The organism is Croceicoccus sediminis (genome assembly GCF_007570835.1).
GTDB lineage: Bacteria > Pseudomonadota > Alphaproteobacteria > Sphingomonadales > Sphingomonadaceae > Croceicoccus > Croceicoccus sediminis.
On sequence record NZ_SUNC01000001.1, the window covers coordinates 560,528 to 573,960 of the forward strand.

Below are 13,433 nucleotides of genomic sequence, written 5' to 3' on the forward strand. Positions count from 1 at the left end.
GGCTTTGAAAACGTTCTCATTGCCGAAAAACGGCGATTAACCGTGTTTTTCAGCCAGCCCGTCAGCTGCGCGCAGGAAGCCCGGCGGCGCGCAGGGCGTCGTGCGCCTCTGCGATCGTGTGCTGTCCGAAGTGGAAGATACTTGCCGCCAGAACCGCGCTGGCATGACCATGCGTCACCCCTTCGACAAGGTGATCGAGGGTGCCGACACCGCCGCTGGCGATGACGGGTACCGTTACGGCATCCGCGATCGCGCGGGTCAGTTCCAGGTCGTAACCCTTCTTGGTGCCGTCGCCGTCCATTGAGGTGACGAGCAGTTCGCCCGCCCCCAGTTCGGCAAGGCGGCGCGCATGTTCGAGCGCGTCGATCCCGGTTGCCTTGCGGCCGCCGTGGGTGAAAATTTCCCACCGGCTTTCCCCGGAACCGTCCCCAGACTTATCCACACCTGGTCCACAGACTCGGCGCGCATCGACGCTGGCAACGATGCACTGACTGCCGAACCGCTCCGCGATTTCGGCGACCACTTCGGGGCGGGAAACGGCGGCCGAATTGACCGCAACCTTGTCCGCGCCTGCCAATAGCAGGGCACGGGCATCGTCAGCACTGCGCACGCCGCCGCCAACAGTCAGCGGCATGAAGCATACCTCTGCCGTGCGCCGAACGACGTCGATCAGCGTGCCGCGCCCTTCGTGGCTGGCCGAGATGTCTAGAAAGCACAGTTCGTCCGCACCGGCGGCGTCATAGGCCTGCGCCTGCTCCACCGGATCGCCCGCGTCCACCAGATCGACGAAGTTCACGCCCTTCACCACGCGGCCATCGGCAACGTCGAGGCAGGGAATGACGCGGACACGGACAGTCATGAAACAAACGCTCCGTCAGGTTGCGGCGTGGGCAAGTGACTACACCCTGTGGCGCGCCACTTCCAAAAAAATCAGTCGCGGTTCGCCATGGCCAGCGCGGTGGCAAGGTCGAGCCTGCCGTCATAGATCGCGCGGCCAGTGATGACGCCCTCTATCCCTTCGTTCGCGTGGAGCGACAGGATGTGAATATCGTCCAGCCCCTTCACCCCGCCACTGGCGATGACGGGCAGATCGACCGAGCGGGCCAGTTCGACGGTCGCGTCGATATTGCAGCCTTTCAGCATGCCATCGCGCCCGATGTCGGTGAACAGGAGCGAGGCGACGCCCGCATCCTCGAACCGGCGGGCCATGTCGACGACCGGCACGTCCGACACGTCCGCCCAGCCCGCGGTGGCGACCATGCCGTCCTTGGCATCGACTGCCACGACGATGCCGCCGGGGTATTCCTTGGCCATGTCCTTGACGAACTGCGGGTCCTTCAACGCCGCGGTGCCCATGACGATGCGTGCGACACCGGCATCAAACCAGGCCTCAACCACTTCGGGCGTGCGGATACCGCCGCCAAGCTGGACATAACCTTCGAAAGCCTCGACGATCGCCTCTACCGCCTCGCGATTGCGAGCCTCGCCCGCGAACGACCCGTCGAGGTCGACGACATGCAAATGCATCGCCCCCGCCTCTGCGAAAATCTTCGCCTGGGCGGCGGGGTTATCGCCGTAGACGGTGGCGCGGTCCATGTCGCCTTCAGCAAGGCGGACGACCTGGCCGCCCTTGAGGTCGATTGCGGGAAATACGATCATGGCTGGGGCCTATACACCGCTGCGCATCATGCAAAAGCCTGTTTTTGCGCTTCGGCCCAGCCGATCACGCATGAGCGGTCGTTACGGTTTCCACTCAAGGAACCGCTCCAGCAGTTCGATGCCGTAACGCTGGCTCTTTTCCGGGTGAAACTGAACGCCCAACATGTTGTCGCGCGCCACTGCCGCGGTGATCGAACCGCCATGGTCGGTGATCGCGGCTATGTCGCGTCCCTCGTCGGCAACGAAGTGATAGGAGTGCAGGAAATACGCCTCGCCCCGCTCGATCAGTTCGGCGCCGTCGTGATGCTTCATCGGCGCGACGTCGTTCCAGCCCATGTGCGGAATCTTGATCGCCGGGTCGGTCACTTCGATCGGCAGGACCTCTCCCGAGATCCAGCCCAGCCCCTTGTGAACGCCATGTTCGACACCGCGCGTGGCAAGCAGTTGCATCCCGACACAGATGCCGAGGAACGGCGCACCTTGATCGAGGACGCGCTTTTCCATCGAAGAAACCATGCCAGGTATTGACCGCAATGCCTTGATGCAGTTGGCAAAAGCTCCAACACCGGGAAGCACGACACGATCGGCGGCCAGCACGACATCGGGATCGCCGGAAACCTTTACGTGATCGGCCCCGGCAGCCTTCAGCGCATTGGCGACCGACTGCAGGTTGCCGGCTCCGTAATCGATGAGAGCGACGTGCGAAGGCATGCTCAGGTCTCGATCGTGCCCTTGCCCAGCAGGCCCTTGGTAGAAGGGATCGCGTCACCCTTGCGCGGGTCCAGTTCGACCGCCATCCGCATCGACCGGGCAAAGCCCTTGTAGATCGATTCAATGATGTGATGGTTGTTCTGGCCGTAGAGCAATTCGATGTGCAGCGTGATGCCCGCGGCCTGCGCGACGGAGTGAAACCAGTGCTCGAAAAGCTCGGTATCCATCTCGCCAAGGCGCGGCTGCGAAAAGCCCGCTTTCCAGACCAGCCAGGGCCGCCCCGAAATATCCAGCGCCACGCGCGACAGGGTTTCGTCCATCGGCGAATAGGCCTGACCGTAGCGCGAAATCCCGCGCTTTTCGCCCAGCGCCTGCAACAGCGCCTCGCCCAGCGCGATCGCGCTGTCCTCTACCGTGTGGTGTTGGTCCACGTGCAGGTCGCCGTCGACCTTCAATGTCACGTCGATCAGGGAATGGCGGGAAAACTGTTCGACCATGTGGTCCAGAAAACCGATGCCGGTGGCGATGTCGTATTCGCCGGTGCCATCGAGGTTCACCGCCACTTCGATGGCGGTTTCCTTGGTCTTACGCGAGATCGATCCGGTACGCATGGCAGCCGCTATAGGCCCGCGACCGCGTCACGCAAGATGCGATCGCACACGCACATGCACGAGCCATGGTGAAAATGACTATAAATCGATTTTTTGCTGATGCTTGAAGCGAATACCTCACAGTTTGCCACAGCTATGCACAATACGTAAAACACATCGGCAATAGCGGTTGATGACCGCTTTTCCGGCTTGACCGCGCGGCTTGATGCGGCCAAGCCACCCCCATGAGCGACGCACCGCCCGACAGCCTGATACCCTATGACGAAATCGTGCAGGAGGCCCTGCGCGCAGTCGTTGGCCGCGTGCTGCGCGAAGTGGAAGCATCGGGCAGCGAACTGCCCGGATCGCACCACTTCTACATCACGTTCAAGACCGGCGCTCCCGGCGTTTCGATCCCGGCGGATCTGCGCGCGCGTTTCCCGGACGAGATGACGATCGTCCTGCAGAACAAGTTCTGGGACCTCTCGGTCGAGGACACGCTGTTCTCCGTGGGTCTCAGCTTCAACCAGATTCCGGCAAAGCTCGTGATACCCTTTGCCGCGATCACCGCTTTCGTCGATCCCGCGGTCGATTTCGGGCTTCAGTTCCAGGCTATCGAACTGGACGATGAACCCGAACCGCACGACGATGCCGAAAACGACATGGAACAGGGTGACGGCGAAGACGTTTCTTCGGTGACGCCCCCGGAAGATGGCTCCAACGTCGTGACCGTCGATTTCGGGAAAAAGAAATAAGAGCCCGGCGCTTTCGATAACCGCGCGGGCCCATGATCGAAAAAGAGGTCTCAATGCCCAAGCGCCGCAAACTCCCCGGTCTTAGCCCCAATCCGATGACGAACCTGATCGTCACCGACATCGCCCTGCGCGGTGTGGGCCGCATTACGCGGCGACTAACCGAGAAGGCGCTGCTGCGCACGCGCTACAGCTCTGAAGACGCAGAGAAAGTCGTCGCCGGACGCTCGATGGCACAGACCCTGGTTTCGGTTGCCATTGCGCGCGTCGCCACGCGCTCGATCCCCGGCGCGCTGATCGTGGGCACCGGCATCCTCGGCAAGACGCTGTGGGATCGTTCGATGGGCAAGACCGGCGCGCGGATCGAAGGGCGCAAACAGATGCAGGAACGCATGGAACAGGCCGAAAAGTAAGCGCTTCTCCCGCAATTTTCGACAAAAACGGTTACGGCGCTTGACCGCGACGCCCAGTCGCGGCCATCAGCGCGCATGCCCGTTGACCAGACTTCCGACGAAAATACCGCGCTGAAACGCCGCGGGCTCATGTTCATCCTGTCCTCGCCCTCCGGCGCGGGAAAGACGACGATCGCGCGCAAGCTGCTGGCGTCAGATGACGAGATCAATCTCTCGGTGTCGGCGACGACGCGCCCGATGCGGCCCGGTGAGGTTGACGGCAAGGACTATCACTTCGTCCAGAAAGACGATTTCGACGCGATGGTCGATGATCACGCGTTCCTCGAATGGGCACATGTCTTCGGCCACAGCTACGGCACGCCCAAGGCGCAGATCTGGAACGGCATGAAAGAGGGCCGCGATTTCCTTTTCGACATCGACTGGCAAGGCACGCAGCAGTTGAACCAGCGGGCGAGCGAGGACGTCGTGCCGGTCTTCATCCTGCCGCCCAGCATCGACGAGCTGCGCCGCCGCCTGATCGCGCGCGGCACCGACGATCCGAAGGTCATCGAAGCCCGCATGGAGCGCGCACGCGCGGAAATCAGCCACTGGTCCGAATACCGCTACGTCGTGGTGAACGACGACGTGGAAAGCTGCTTCGCACAGGTCCGCGAAATCCTGCATGCAGAGCGCATGAGGCGAGAGCGTCAGACCGGTCTCGTCAGCTTCGTGCGCGAGTTGATGGCCGGCCCGCCCCCGGGGGCCTGACGCGTCAGAACCGTGCGGACCAGCGCAACGCCGCACCCTTGTCGTCGGACAAGTCGGCGATGTGCCCCGGATCGCGGCGATAGAATAGGCTGGCCGTCAGGCTGCCGCCCATCCACGGCCCGATCCAGCGCACTTCGCTGGTGATTTCACGGCCCGTAGGTTCGAGCGAAAGGCTGCGCTGTCCAAAAGTCGCGGTCTCGGTTGCGTAATCCCACGCGGTCGGCAGGTTAAGCGACAATCCGCCCCCTTCCACCCGCAGCGGTTGCGCAATCCGCAGACCGAGCGTGTCGCTGTCGGCAAAAACGCCTTGCCGCTGCGCGTCGATGCTCCACGCGCTACTGCTGAAACCCGAAGCGCCGTCGATCAGGCCGGCGGCACGCGGGCTGGTCATGCCGCGGCGATAGTCGGCACCAAGCGACCATCCCGGCGAAGGTTTCCAGGCAAACGCCGCGTCGAGGAACACGGTGTCCGCCCCGCTCGCGCCGATCGCGTCGGAAAACCGCGCGCCTAGAACGGTCCGGTCTTCTGCCAGAACGCTCGCCCCGAAAGAGGCGGAAATATCACGGCCCGACCAGTCCAGCGTCGCTGCGTAGCGGGTAAAATCATCCTGCTTCCCGCGCGACCTGAGGCCGCCTTCGAAACTGTCGCTCCACGCCTTGCCGCTCTCGACACTGGCGGTAACTCCGAAATCTCCGAAGCCATGACGCACCGCAACCGCGCCGTCGCGGCGCGCGACGAAGCCCAGTTCGCCAGCGCTCTCCCCCGCGACGAGGAAGGCCGGTCGCGAATGACCGGCAAGTCCGGCTTCCAGCCCCTGCGCCCCTTCGCGCAAGGCAAAAGCAAACTCGGTATCAGGCGCGATCCGCGCACCGATCCGCGCCGCCAGAAGGCGTGCTTTCTCAGCGTTCTCGTCATCGAGACGCAGCGGGATCGGGGATGCGGCGTGAACCGTGCCGGGTGCGACGGTAAAAGCGAGCGAGGTCGTGCCGCTGGTAACATAAAGCCCCTCGGCCTGGCCCGATATCGCCTGGTAAAGCCGTGGCTCCACCCTAGCCGTGGCCAGCCGCGCGCCCAGATCCGCGCCATAGGCCCGGTCATATTCATCCAGAACCACGGTGCCGATGCTGGCCCGCCGTGCCGCATCGCCCATGGCCGGGCTGGTCACGCCCGAACCATCGCCCAGCGCGACGGCCGTCGCCGTTCCGGCCAGCGAGGTCCGTCCCTGCGGCGCGAATGAGCCGGCAATGTCCAGCAGGCCGACGCCATAGACGGCATCGACCCCCGCATCGCCGAGGTCGGAAGCACCACGAAGGATCAGTTCCACGATTTCGGAACCGGTCAGGTTCGGGAACGCCTGGGCCAGCAGGGCCGCGGCCCCGGCGACTTGCGGGGCGGAAAAGCTGGTCCCGTTGCTGACGTAGATATATTCGACGCCGCCGACGACCTCGGTATAGATCTCGCCGTTTTCGTAGACGCAGCAAACGTCCTCTCCGCGTGCGGTGATGAAGCCACTGGCCTGCGACCCTGCGCGGTTGCTGAAGCTGGAGATCGTGTTGTTCGCGTCAACCGATCCGACGATGATGACATTCTGCGGCGCGGCGAAAAAGACACCGGAAGCGAAGGGATCGGGCTGTGCCGGATCGATTCCGGGATCAGTGGATTCGCCGTCGTTCCCCGCAGAAACCACGACGACGAGTCCCGCCTGTGCCGCGCGATCGATCGCTGCCGTCAACTGGGCCGTGGGCAGCGAACCGCCAAGCGAGAGGTTCACCACTTTCGCGCCGGACGCGATGGCGACATCGACGCCGCGCGCAATGTCGCTGTCGAGAAAGCTGCAACCGGTGGACGAATCCGCCGGATCGAACGAGCTGCACGTGCCCGGCTCGTCCGCCCGCAGCGCGAGGACGGTGGCGTCGAATGCAATGCCCATCACGCCGCTGTTGTTGCGCGCAGCCGCCGCGACAAGCGCGACCTGAGTTCCGTGGCCGTCCGGGCTGTCGATACCGCGATTGCCGGCGACGTCCTGCGATTCGGGGGCGACCCGGCCTGCGAATTCCGGACTGTCGCTGTCGATGCCGGTGTCGATGACCGCGATCGACACCCCCTCGCCCGTTGCGCCCTGCTGCCACGCGGTGACGGCATTATGCTGTTTCGGCCCGTCGGAGCGGCGGAATTCCGCGGTATCGAAATTCGTCGTCGACGTGGGCGTCGGCGAAGGCGTGGGGGACGGTGTCGGGCTGGGCGCAGGCGCGGGAGCGGGCGTGGAAATCACTCCGCCACCGCCGCCGCCTCCCCCGCCGCCGCATGCCGAAAGCGCGGCTAGCGACGCACCGGCCAGTGCGCGCAGGATCAGTGCTTTTGCATCAGGGGTTTGCTTGTCCGCCATTCCAGTCCCGTTCATCCGTCTATCGCGCGCATTTTCGCAGGCCTTGTTGCTTCGCCCAAGCGGCGTTCGCGCCGTTGCGGACCCTATCGCGCAGGGTATGGACGATCCGTGAATGAAGGCCCACGGGTAAGACGGCTTGCCAAAAGCGCAAGTCTTGGCCCCTAATCCCGGTTGCCCGCGCGCCGTTCTGGCGATAGGCGGCGCGGTGAGATCGTCACATTCGTGCCCGCAATCCATGCTGGCGACCCATCGCGAGGTATTTTCATGTCCGACAACGCCGCCCTGATCGCCGCCATCGACGCCGCTTTCGAAGATCGCGCCAGCGTCACCCCCGAAAGCACCGAAGTGCGCGCGAATGTCGAAAAGGCGCTGGCCATGCTGGACAGCGGCGAGGAACGCGTGGCCGAGAAAAAGGACGGCGAATGGGTCGTGAACCAGTGGCTGAAAAAGGCCGTGCTCCTCTCGTTCCGCCTCAACGACAACGAAATCGTGCCCGAAGGGTCCGCCGGCGCGCCCGCCTATGACAAGGTGCCGTCGAAGTTCTCCGGGTGGAGCGACACGCGCTTTGCCGAAGCAGGCTTTCGCGTCGTGCCCGGCGCGATCGCGCGTCGCGGTTCCTACATCGCCAAGGGCGTCGTCCTGATGCCCAGCTTCGTCAACATCGGCGCTTTCGTCGACGAAGGCACGATGGTCGACACATGGGCGACGGTCGGCTCGTGCGCGCAGATCGGCAAGAACGTGCACCTTTCGGGCGGCGCGGGCATCGGCGGGGTGCTCGAACCGCTTCAGGCCGGGCCGGTCATCATCGAGGACAACTGCTTCATCGGCGCACGTGCCGAAGTGGCCGAAGGTGTCCATGTCGGCGAAGGCGCAGTGCTATCGATGGGCGTCTATCTTGGCGCATCGACCCGCATCGTCGATCGGGCCACCGGCGAAATCCACATGGGCAAGGTTCCGCCCTACGCAGTCGTCGTGCCCGGCGCCATGCCCGGCAAGCCGCTTCCCGATGGCAGCCCAGGCCCCTCGCTCTATTGCGCCGTCATCGTGAAGACCGTCGACGCGCAGACCCGTTCCAAGACCTCGATCAACGAGCTTCTGCGCCCCTAAAACGGTATCTTCCATCGTCGGTCCTGTGCGTTGCGGGCGGAACATATCCGCCTGCAACCGCGTTCTATGTGGTGAAAGCCCGGCTCTTTTGATGGAAGCCGGAACCACAAGATCGCGAAACAACAGGAGCATTCGATGGAACGACATGGCGACGAAGTTGACGTCACCACTAACGAGGCACGTGGCGGGAGCACCCCGCACATCGTGCGCTACGTCCTCATCATCAGCCTCGTTCTGGCGGCCGCTGCAATGACGATTGTCTGGGTCACGGGTGCCGCAACGGCCGACGATCCGATCGAGAGCGGAGCGGAACGCACGTCCGAACCCTACACCGCCGCAGGCGAACCCGTCGCCGGCGCGGCGGACGAAGTTGGTCAGGCCAGCGAACCGGCGGCAATGGAAGAGGCCAACTGATGGCCGACAACAAGTTTCAGAAGAACCAGCACGTGAAGTGGAACTGGGGCAATGGAACCGGCACCGGCCAGGTAAAAGAGCGTTTCGAACGTGACGTCGAACGCACGCTTCAGGGCAGCAAGATCAGCAAGAACGGGACCGAGGACAACCCCGCCTACCTCATCAAACAAGAAGACGGCGACGAAGTCCTGAAGCTGGGTTCCGAGCTTGAGGCGGCGAACTGATGAAGGCCGAATCAAAGGCCCAGCAGCGCGCGGCAGGCGCCGCCTTGTCCGCCAAGCGCGGCAATACCAAGGTCGGCGACCTGCAGGGCGCGTCGAAAGACATGTACGAATCCATGACCGAAGAGGAACTGGACGACATGGCATCGACCAGTACGAAAGACTTGCCCGACCACAAGGATTGAGGTCGCTTGGCCGCCCACCTCGATCGCTTTGTCACCGCGCAGGAAGGTGTCTTCCCGATTGCGCTTGCGGAACTGCGGGCTGGCAACAAGCGCAGCCACTGGATGTGGTTTATCTTCCCGCAGATCGCGGGTTTGGGCCGGAGCGCTACGGCCCGTTTTTATGCCATTGCAGATCGGGGCGAAGCGGCGGCTTATCTCGCCCATCCGGTCCTTGGCCCGCGCCTTCGCGAATGTTGCGAAGCCGTTCTGGGCTGGGCCGGGAAACGCAGCGCGGTCGCGATCCTTGGTCCGGTCGACGCGATGAAGCTGCAAAGCTCCATGACGCTGTTTCTGGAGGTGGCCGACTCCCCCGCCCCTTTCGCCGATGTTCTCGATGCCTTCTTCGCAGGCGCACGTGATAACGCGACGCTCGAACGCTTGACCTGACCGCCTGTGCTGGCAAACCTCTTACCGGGGAGGTCAGCGTGGACGACAATACCGTTCAATCGATACATATCCTGATGCCGCAGCTGGCCTGGGCCACGGCCATGATCATGGCCTGCGTCACCGTGCACGGCCTTGGCCTCGCCCTGTTGACCCATTTCGTCCACCCGTCCGATTCGGATCAGCGGGTCACGCACCTGCCTCCCGTCTCGTTCCATGGCATTCTGGTCACGCTCGCCATTGTCTATGGCTTGTTCATTCTGCACGGCATCGAAATCTGGATGTTCGCCCTGTTCTTCCGCGCGGTCGGTGCTTTGCCGACGCTGGAATCGGCGATCTACTACTCGACCATTTCCTACGGCGCGATCGGTTATGACGACGTCGCCATGGCAAGCGACTGGCGCATCGTCGGCGCGCTGGAGGGTATTTGCGGCATCATCCTGCTCGGGTGGTCGACCGCCTATTTCGTCCGCATCCTCGGGCGGCTCGACATCAAGCGGCGCTAACCTGACATTTTCCGCGCCAGCGCCATCGCGGCGGCAGGTGCACGCTCTTTCGCGCCGTTGATGCAGAACATGAAGACATCGCGCCCGCCCTTACCCCACGCCTCTGCCCGACTGGCCAGCCGCTCGATCTCGGCAGGAGGATAGCCGCGCTTCAATCGGGATTGTGCGCGTTTCAACCGGGCATAGGAAAAGTCGGCGGTCTGCCGGTCGATCGTCGGTACGTCTTCGGCATCGATATAGGCGATGGCCACGCCCGCATCCCTGGCGATGTTTGCGAAGGCGTCGCAGTCGAAACTGTCGTGCTGCACCTCGATCGCATGGCGCAGCGGCAGTCCTGCCGCCTCTCGCGGCAAGAGGTCCAGAAATGCCGCGATATCGTCGGCATCGAACGCACGCGTCCTGGGCATTTGCCAAAGAACTGGTCCCAACCTGTCGCCCAATTCGGCAATGCCCTGATCGACAAAGCGCCGAACCGCCTCGCCCGCATCGGCCAGTTTCCTGCGTGTCACGACATAGCGCGAGCCCTTGAGCGCGAACACGAACCCGTCCGGCGCTGCGGCGCGCCAGCGGGCGAATGTCTCCGGTTTTTGCAGCCGATAGAACGTGGCATTGACCTCGATCGCACCGAGGCGCGATGCGGCATAGGCCAGTTCGTCCTTTTGCCGTAGCCCGTCAGGATAGAACAGCCCGCGCCACGGTTCATAGGTCCAGCCGCCGATACCGGTACGAATGGTCATTGCACGATGGGACCGGCTCTGCGCATGACATTGCAATGAGCAACGCCCAGACCGGTTCCGCCCCGCCCCGAAGTGAAAGCCGCAAGCGAATGGTCGCACGCCTCGTGCTCGCCGCGCTCTACGCCTATGCAGGCTATGCCCATATCGCGACGCCAGAGACTTTCCTGAAGATCACGCCGGACTGGGTGCCGATGGCCGAAACGGTCATTTTCTGGACGGGCATCGCCGAACTGGCGGGCGCGATCGCGCTGGCCCAGCCATTCAGCCGTCCGCTGCGGCAGGCAGCCGGGATCGGCCTTGCGCTTTATGCGCTGTGCGTCTGGCCGGCCAACATCAATCACATGATGATGGACCTGGCGTCACCGGATGGTGGCTGGGGCCTTGCCTATCACCTGCCGCGCATGGCGCTGCAACCGGTGCTGATCTGGCTGGCCCTCTGGACCGGCGGGGTCATCGACTGGCCCCGCCGGAAGAGGTAATCGCGGGCCGAAGCCCGTATTATTAGCCGAGGTGCTTCGACACCGCAGCGGTCATCTTGAACATCGAGATCTTCTCGTTGCCGATGACGGCGCCCAGCTTGGCGTCGGGTTCGATCATGCGCTTGTCGTCCTTGGCCTGCAGGTCGTGCTTCTTGATGTATTCCCACACCTTCGAAGTCACTTCACCGCGCGACATCGGACCCTTGCCGACGATTTCCTCGAGCGTCGGCGAAACGGCGACGGGCTTGTTGATCGCATTGTTCTTGGCGGCCATTTCCTTGGCTCCCTTCAAATATGGGCATCGATTGATCGCGGTGGACTATTCCACGTCGATGTCGTCCCAATCCTCAATTTCCTTCTCACGGGCATACGTGCCCGTCAGCAGCGACACGGCAACGACGTGCCCCTGCATCGCCTCGACCAGCGCCTTGCGCGAGGCGCCCGGCGCGAGATTCAGCGGTGCGTCCAGCGCATAGAGCTGGAACACGAATGAATGTTCTTCCTCGTCTTTCAGCGACGGAAGCAGCCAGTCGGAATTGCCGGCACCGTTCTTGCCCGTGCGGGGCGGAACTTCGCCCTCCATCAGCTTTCCGCGCTGCGGTGCGATGCCCCAGACAAGCCAGTGACACTTCGCCCCGTCGGTCGCATCTTCGACGATCAGCGCCATTTCCATCGTGCCTGCAGGCGGCTGGCTCCATTCCAGTGGCGGGGCGACGGCGTCTTCCTCGTCCGCGGTAAAGGACGGGTCCAGCTCTTCCCCGTCCTCGAACGCGGCGCTGGTCAGCTTCAGGCCTCCCGCACCAAGCAGCGAACCACTGCCAAGCGTTGCAACGCTAAGCGCGCCGTTGGCGGCATCGTTCAGGGCGGCTTCTAGCCAGGCGGGGCACTCGGGCATGGTCAACTCTTGCAAATTCGTGTCTTCAACTCCCGTGCCGAGCGGCCCTTACAGGCGTGTTCGACACGATTTCACTCTCGGACTTATGGGAAAAGCGCCCCCCTTGCGAGAGGTGCGCCGGGCGTTTTGCCCCATTTAGATGGCATCTGGCGACCCCGCGGGACTTGACGGGGCCGCCAGAACACTCAGGCAACCGGGTTCCGGCGCTGTGCGAAGCCCTGGTAAAAGCGGCGGAAGTCCAGATTCGGCTGCTCCCGCAGACGCTCGGTCAGGCTTTGCACGATCAGGCGTGCACGGCGGCGGCGGGCCTTCGGCGAACGGAACGGATTCGCCTCGTCGGGCCTGGCGCGAACCAGCCGCTTCAGAAGGGCGCGGCGGCCTTCGGCGCTACGCGGCACATCGCCGGTGGGCAGGACCGCGATGGTGGGCGAGGCATTGACGAACCCCGCGTCGTCCCACTTGCTGCCACCGTACGTGACATTGGGTTGGCGACGCTGGACGGCGACAGGCCTGGCCTCTGCGACCATCGCATCGTTCGGGGCGGCGGCGGCATCAGGAACGCGTTTGCGCAAGGGCATCGCCTTACGTTCGTCCGTGATTGCCGCCGTCGCCCCGTGACGGTCCCGACGCCTGCGACGCGCCGATCCCGCCATGAACAGTCCGATGAACCCGAAGCCTAGCGCCGCAGCCCCGCCCGCCATCGTGAGTGTCGCGTTATTCTCTTTCCCGGAAACATCCCCGCTGACCGGCAAGGCGGTTGCCGCGCTGGTCGCAGCGAGAGCGCCATCGCCATCGATCGCAGTGTCGGTCGCGGGCAGACCGGCGATTTCCGCGTCATTTGCCGCATCGGCCTGTCGAGTCGAAGACACGTCCGCAGCATCGCTGACTACAGCACGGGCAGAGGACTCACTTCGGTTGAGCGTCGTTGCCGTCGGCTGCGATACAGATGGTGCCGTCGCAATCGGTGCCGCCTCGACCTGCTCGACAGGTGCCGCAGTGACAGTCGGCCCGGACTCGGCCGCAATCGTCGTGGCAGGTGACGTAGTAGGGTCAGGAATCACGATCTGCGGCGCGGGTTGCGTCGTCTTTGCGGGCGCGGCTTCGGTAACCGTCGGAACGGTCGGCACCACGATTTCGGGCAACGCAGCGTCCTGCGCCAGCGCGTTGGTTGCAGTCAATGCCAGGGCAGCTGCAATCGCGCTGCCGGC

At 63.8% G+C, this 13,433-nt stretch carries 19 protein-coding genes; 10 read left to right on the forward strand and 9 right to left on the reverse strand.

Annotated elements, in window-relative coordinates; translation table 11 throughout:
• Window positions 1-61: 61 nt before the first annotated feature.
• From hisF to hisB, 4 genes are all read right to left on the reverse strand, one after another.
• Window positions 62-859, reverse strand: coding sequence for an imidazole glycerol phosphate synthase subunit HisF (gene hisF, locus FAX90_RS02495; RefSeq protein ID WP_144095229.1), 798 nt, complete (start codon window positions 857-859; stop codon window positions 62-64).
• A gap of 71 nt (window positions 860-930) precedes the next feature.
• On the reverse strand, window positions 931-1,659 hold the full coding sequence (hisA, locus tag FAX90_RS02500; RefSeq protein ID WP_144095231.1) for a 1-(5-phosphoribosyl)-5-[(5-phosphoribosylamino)methylideneamino]imidazole-4-carboxamide isomerase: 729 nt from the start codon (window positions 1,657-1,659) through the stop codon (window positions 931-933).
• 81 nt (window positions 1,660-1,740) lie between these two features.
• Complete coding sequence (gene hisH / locus FAX90_RS02505) at window positions 1,741-2,370, reverse strand: imidazole glycerol phosphate synthase subunit HisH (RefSeq protein WP_144095233.1); 630 nt, start codon at window positions 2,368-2,370, stop codon at window positions 1,741-1,743.
• 2 nt (window positions 2,371-2,372) lie between these two features.
• Entirely contained in the window at window positions 2,373-2,981 is a 609-nt protein-coding gene (gene hisB, locus FAX90_RS02510; RefSeq protein WP_144095235.1) for an imidazoleglycerol-phosphate dehydratase HisB, read from the reverse strand.
• A gap of 224 nt (window positions 2,982-3,205) precedes the next feature.
• Here hisB and FAX90_RS02515 point away from each other — a divergent pair, with 224 nt between their 5' ends.
• From FAX90_RS02515 to gmk, 3 genes are all read left to right on the forward strand, one after another.
• On the forward strand, window positions 3,206-3,715 hold the full coding sequence (locus tag FAX90_RS02515; RefSeq protein WP_144095237.1) for an SspB family protein: 510 nt from the start codon (window positions 3,206-3,208) through the stop codon (window positions 3,713-3,715).
• Window positions 3,716-3,768: 53 nt separating this feature from the next.
• Complete coding sequence (locus FAX90_RS02520) at window positions 3,769-4,125, forward strand: hypothetical protein (RefSeq protein WP_240704679.1); 357 nt, start codon at window positions 3,769-3,771, stop codon at window positions 4,123-4,125.
• Between the two features lie 75 nt (window positions 4,126-4,200).
• Window positions 4,201-4,872, forward strand: a complete 672-nt coding sequence (gene gmk, locus FAX90_RS02525; protein ID WP_240704680.1) for a guanylate kinase — start codon at window positions 4,201-4,203, stop codon at window positions 4,870-4,872.
• Between the two features lie 4 nt (window positions 4,873-4,876).
• Here gmk and FAX90_RS02530 read toward each other — a convergent pair whose 3' ends face one another.
• Window positions 4,877-7,258, reverse strand: a complete 2,382-nt coding sequence (locus FAX90_RS02530) for a S8 family peptidase (protein ID WP_144095241.1) — start codon at window positions 7,256-7,258, stop codon at window positions 4,877-4,879.
• Window positions 7,259-7,522: 264 nt separating this feature from the next.
• On the opposite strand from FAX90_RS02530, the gene dapD reads away from it, so the two are divergent.
• The 6 genes from dapD (at window position 7,523) to FAX90_RS02560 (ending at window position 10,114) form a co-directional block, all read left to right on the forward strand.
• Window positions 7,523-8,365, forward strand: a complete 843-nt coding sequence (gene dapD / locus FAX90_RS02535) for a 2,3,4,5-tetrahydropyridine-2,6-dicarboxylate N-succinyltransferase (RefSeq protein WP_144095243.1) — start codon at window positions 7,523-7,525, stop codon at window positions 8,363-8,365.
• Between the two features lie 135 nt (window positions 8,366-8,500).
• Window positions 8,501-8,779, forward strand: a complete 279-nt coding sequence (locus FAX90_RS02540) for a hypothetical protein (protein ID WP_144095245.1) — start codon at window positions 8,501-8,503, stop codon at window positions 8,777-8,779.
• A complete protein-coding gene (locus FAX90_RS02545; protein ID WP_144095247.1) occupies window positions 8,779-9,003 on the forward strand; it encodes a hypervirulence associated TUDOR domain-containing protein in 225 nt (74 codons plus the stop codon). The genes FAX90_RS02540 and FAX90_RS02545 overlap by 1 nt, the downstream gene beginning before the upstream one ends.
• Window positions 9,003-9,185: a DUF3008 family protein gene (locus tag FAX90_RS02550; protein ID WP_144095249.1), complete on the forward strand. Its 183-nt coding sequence runs from the start codon at window positions 9,003-9,005 to the stop codon at window positions 9,183-9,185. The genes FAX90_RS02545 and FAX90_RS02550 overlap by 1 nt, the downstream gene beginning before the upstream one ends.
• 6 nt (window positions 9,186-9,191) lie before the next feature.
• The gene (locus tag FAX90_RS02555) at window positions 9,192-9,611 is read left to right on the forward strand and encodes a DUF1810 domain-containing protein (protein WP_144095251.1); all 420 of its coding nucleotides are present in this window, start codon (window positions 9,192-9,194) and stop codon (window positions 9,609-9,611) included.
• A gap of 38 nt (window positions 9,612-9,649) precedes the next feature.
• Window positions 9,650-10,114: an ion channel gene (locus FAX90_RS02560; protein ID WP_144095253.1), complete on the forward strand. Its 465-nt coding sequence runs from the start codon at window positions 9,650-9,652 to the stop codon at window positions 10,112-10,114.
• Here the strand turns inward: FAX90_RS02560 and FAX90_RS02565 are convergent.
• A complete protein-coding gene (locus tag FAX90_RS02565) occupies window positions 10,111-10,851 on the reverse strand; it encodes a DUF72 domain-containing protein (RefSeq protein ID WP_144095255.1) in 741 nt (246 codons plus the stop codon). The genes FAX90_RS02560 and FAX90_RS02565 overlap by 4 nt on opposite strands.
• A 35-nt stretch (window positions 10,852-10,886) precedes the next feature.
• Here FAX90_RS02565 and FAX90_RS02570 point away from each other — a divergent pair, with 35 nt between their 5' ends.
• A complete protein-coding gene (locus tag FAX90_RS02570) occupies window positions 10,887-11,330 on the forward strand; it encodes a DoxX family protein (RefSeq protein ID WP_170234831.1) in 444 nt (147 codons plus the stop codon).
• A gap of 22 nt (window positions 11,331-11,352) precedes the next feature.
• Here FAX90_RS02570 and FAX90_RS02575 read toward each other — a convergent pair whose 3' ends face one another.
• The 3 genes from FAX90_RS02575 to FAX90_RS02585 form a co-directional block, all read right to left on the reverse strand.
• Window positions 11,353-11,604, reverse strand: a complete 252-nt coding sequence (locus FAX90_RS02575) for an SWIB/MDM2 domain-containing protein (RefSeq protein WP_066555351.1) — start codon at window positions 11,602-11,604, stop codon at window positions 11,353-11,355.
• A gap of 45 nt (window positions 11,605-11,649) precedes the next feature.
• Complete coding sequence (locus FAX90_RS02580) at window positions 11,650-12,225, reverse strand: YbhB/YbcL family Raf kinase inhibitor-like protein (protein ID WP_144095258.1); 576 nt, start codon at window positions 12,223-12,225, stop codon at window positions 11,650-11,652.
• A gap of 185 nt (window positions 12,226-12,410) precedes the next feature.
• Window positions 12,411-13,403, reverse strand: a complete 993-nt coding sequence (locus FAX90_RS02585; RefSeq protein ID WP_144095260.1) for a hypothetical protein — start codon at window positions 13,401-13,403, stop codon at window positions 12,411-12,413.
• Window positions 13,404-13,433: the final 30 nt, after the last annotated feature.

Coding starts and splice junctions, on each gene's coding strand:
- hisF (WP_144095229.1), bottom strand. CDS start 859: ATGACTGTCCGTGTCCGCGTCATTCCCTGCCTCGACGTTGCCGATGGC.
- hisA (WP_144095231.1), bottom strand. CDS start 1,659: ATGATCGTATTTCCCGCAATCGACCTCAAGGGCGGCCAGGTCGTCCGC.
- hisH (WP_144095233.1), bottom strand. CDS start 2,370: ATGCCTTCGCACGTCGCTCTCATCGATTACGGAGCCGGCAACCTGCAG.
- hisB (WP_144095235.1), bottom strand. CDS start 2,981: ATGCGTACCGGATCGATCTCGCGTAAGACCAAGGAAACCGCCATCGAA.
- FAX90_RS02515 (WP_144095237.1), top strand. CDS start 3,206: ATGAGCGACGCACCGCCCGACAGCCTGATACCCTATGACGAAATCGTG.
- FAX90_RS02520 (WP_240704679.1), top strand. CDS start 3,769: ATGCCCAAGCGCCGCAAACTCCCCGGTCTTAGCCCCAATCCGATGACG.
- gmk (WP_240704680.1), top strand. CDS start 4,201: ATGCCCGTTGACCAGACTTCCGACGAAAATACCGCGCTGAAACGCCGC.
- FAX90_RS02530 (WP_144095241.1), bottom strand. CDS start 7,258: ATGGCGGACAAGCAAACCCCTGATGCAAAAGCACTGATCCTGCGCGCA.
- dapD (WP_144095243.1), top strand. CDS start 7,523: ATGTCCGACAACGCCGCCCTGATCGCCGCCATCGACGCCGCTTTCGAA.
- FAX90_RS02540 (WP_144095245.1), top strand. CDS start 8,501: ATGGAACGACATGGCGACGAAGTTGACGTCACCACTAACGAGGCACGT.
- FAX90_RS02545 (WP_144095247.1), top strand. CDS start 8,779: ATGGCCGACAACAAGTTTCAGAAGAACCAGCACGTGAAGTGGAACTGG.
- FAX90_RS02550 (WP_144095249.1), top strand. CDS start 9,003: ATGAAGGCCGAATCAAAGGCCCAGCAGCGCGCGGCAGGCGCCGCCTTG.
- FAX90_RS02565 (WP_144095255.1), bottom strand. CDS start 10,851: ATGACCATTCGTACCGGTATCGGCGGCTGGACCTATGAACCGTGGCGC.
- FAX90_RS02570 (WP_170234831.1), top strand. CDS start 10,887: ATGAGCAACGCCCAGACCGGTTCCGCCCCGCCCCGAAGTGAAAGCCGC.
- FAX90_RS02575 (WP_066555351.1), bottom strand. CDS start 11,604: ATGGCCGCCAAGAACAATGCGATCAACAAGCCCGTCGCCGTTTCGCCG.
- FAX90_RS02580 (WP_144095258.1), bottom strand. CDS start 12,225: ATGCCCGAGTGCCCCGCCTGGCTAGAAGCCGCCCTGAACGATGCCGCC.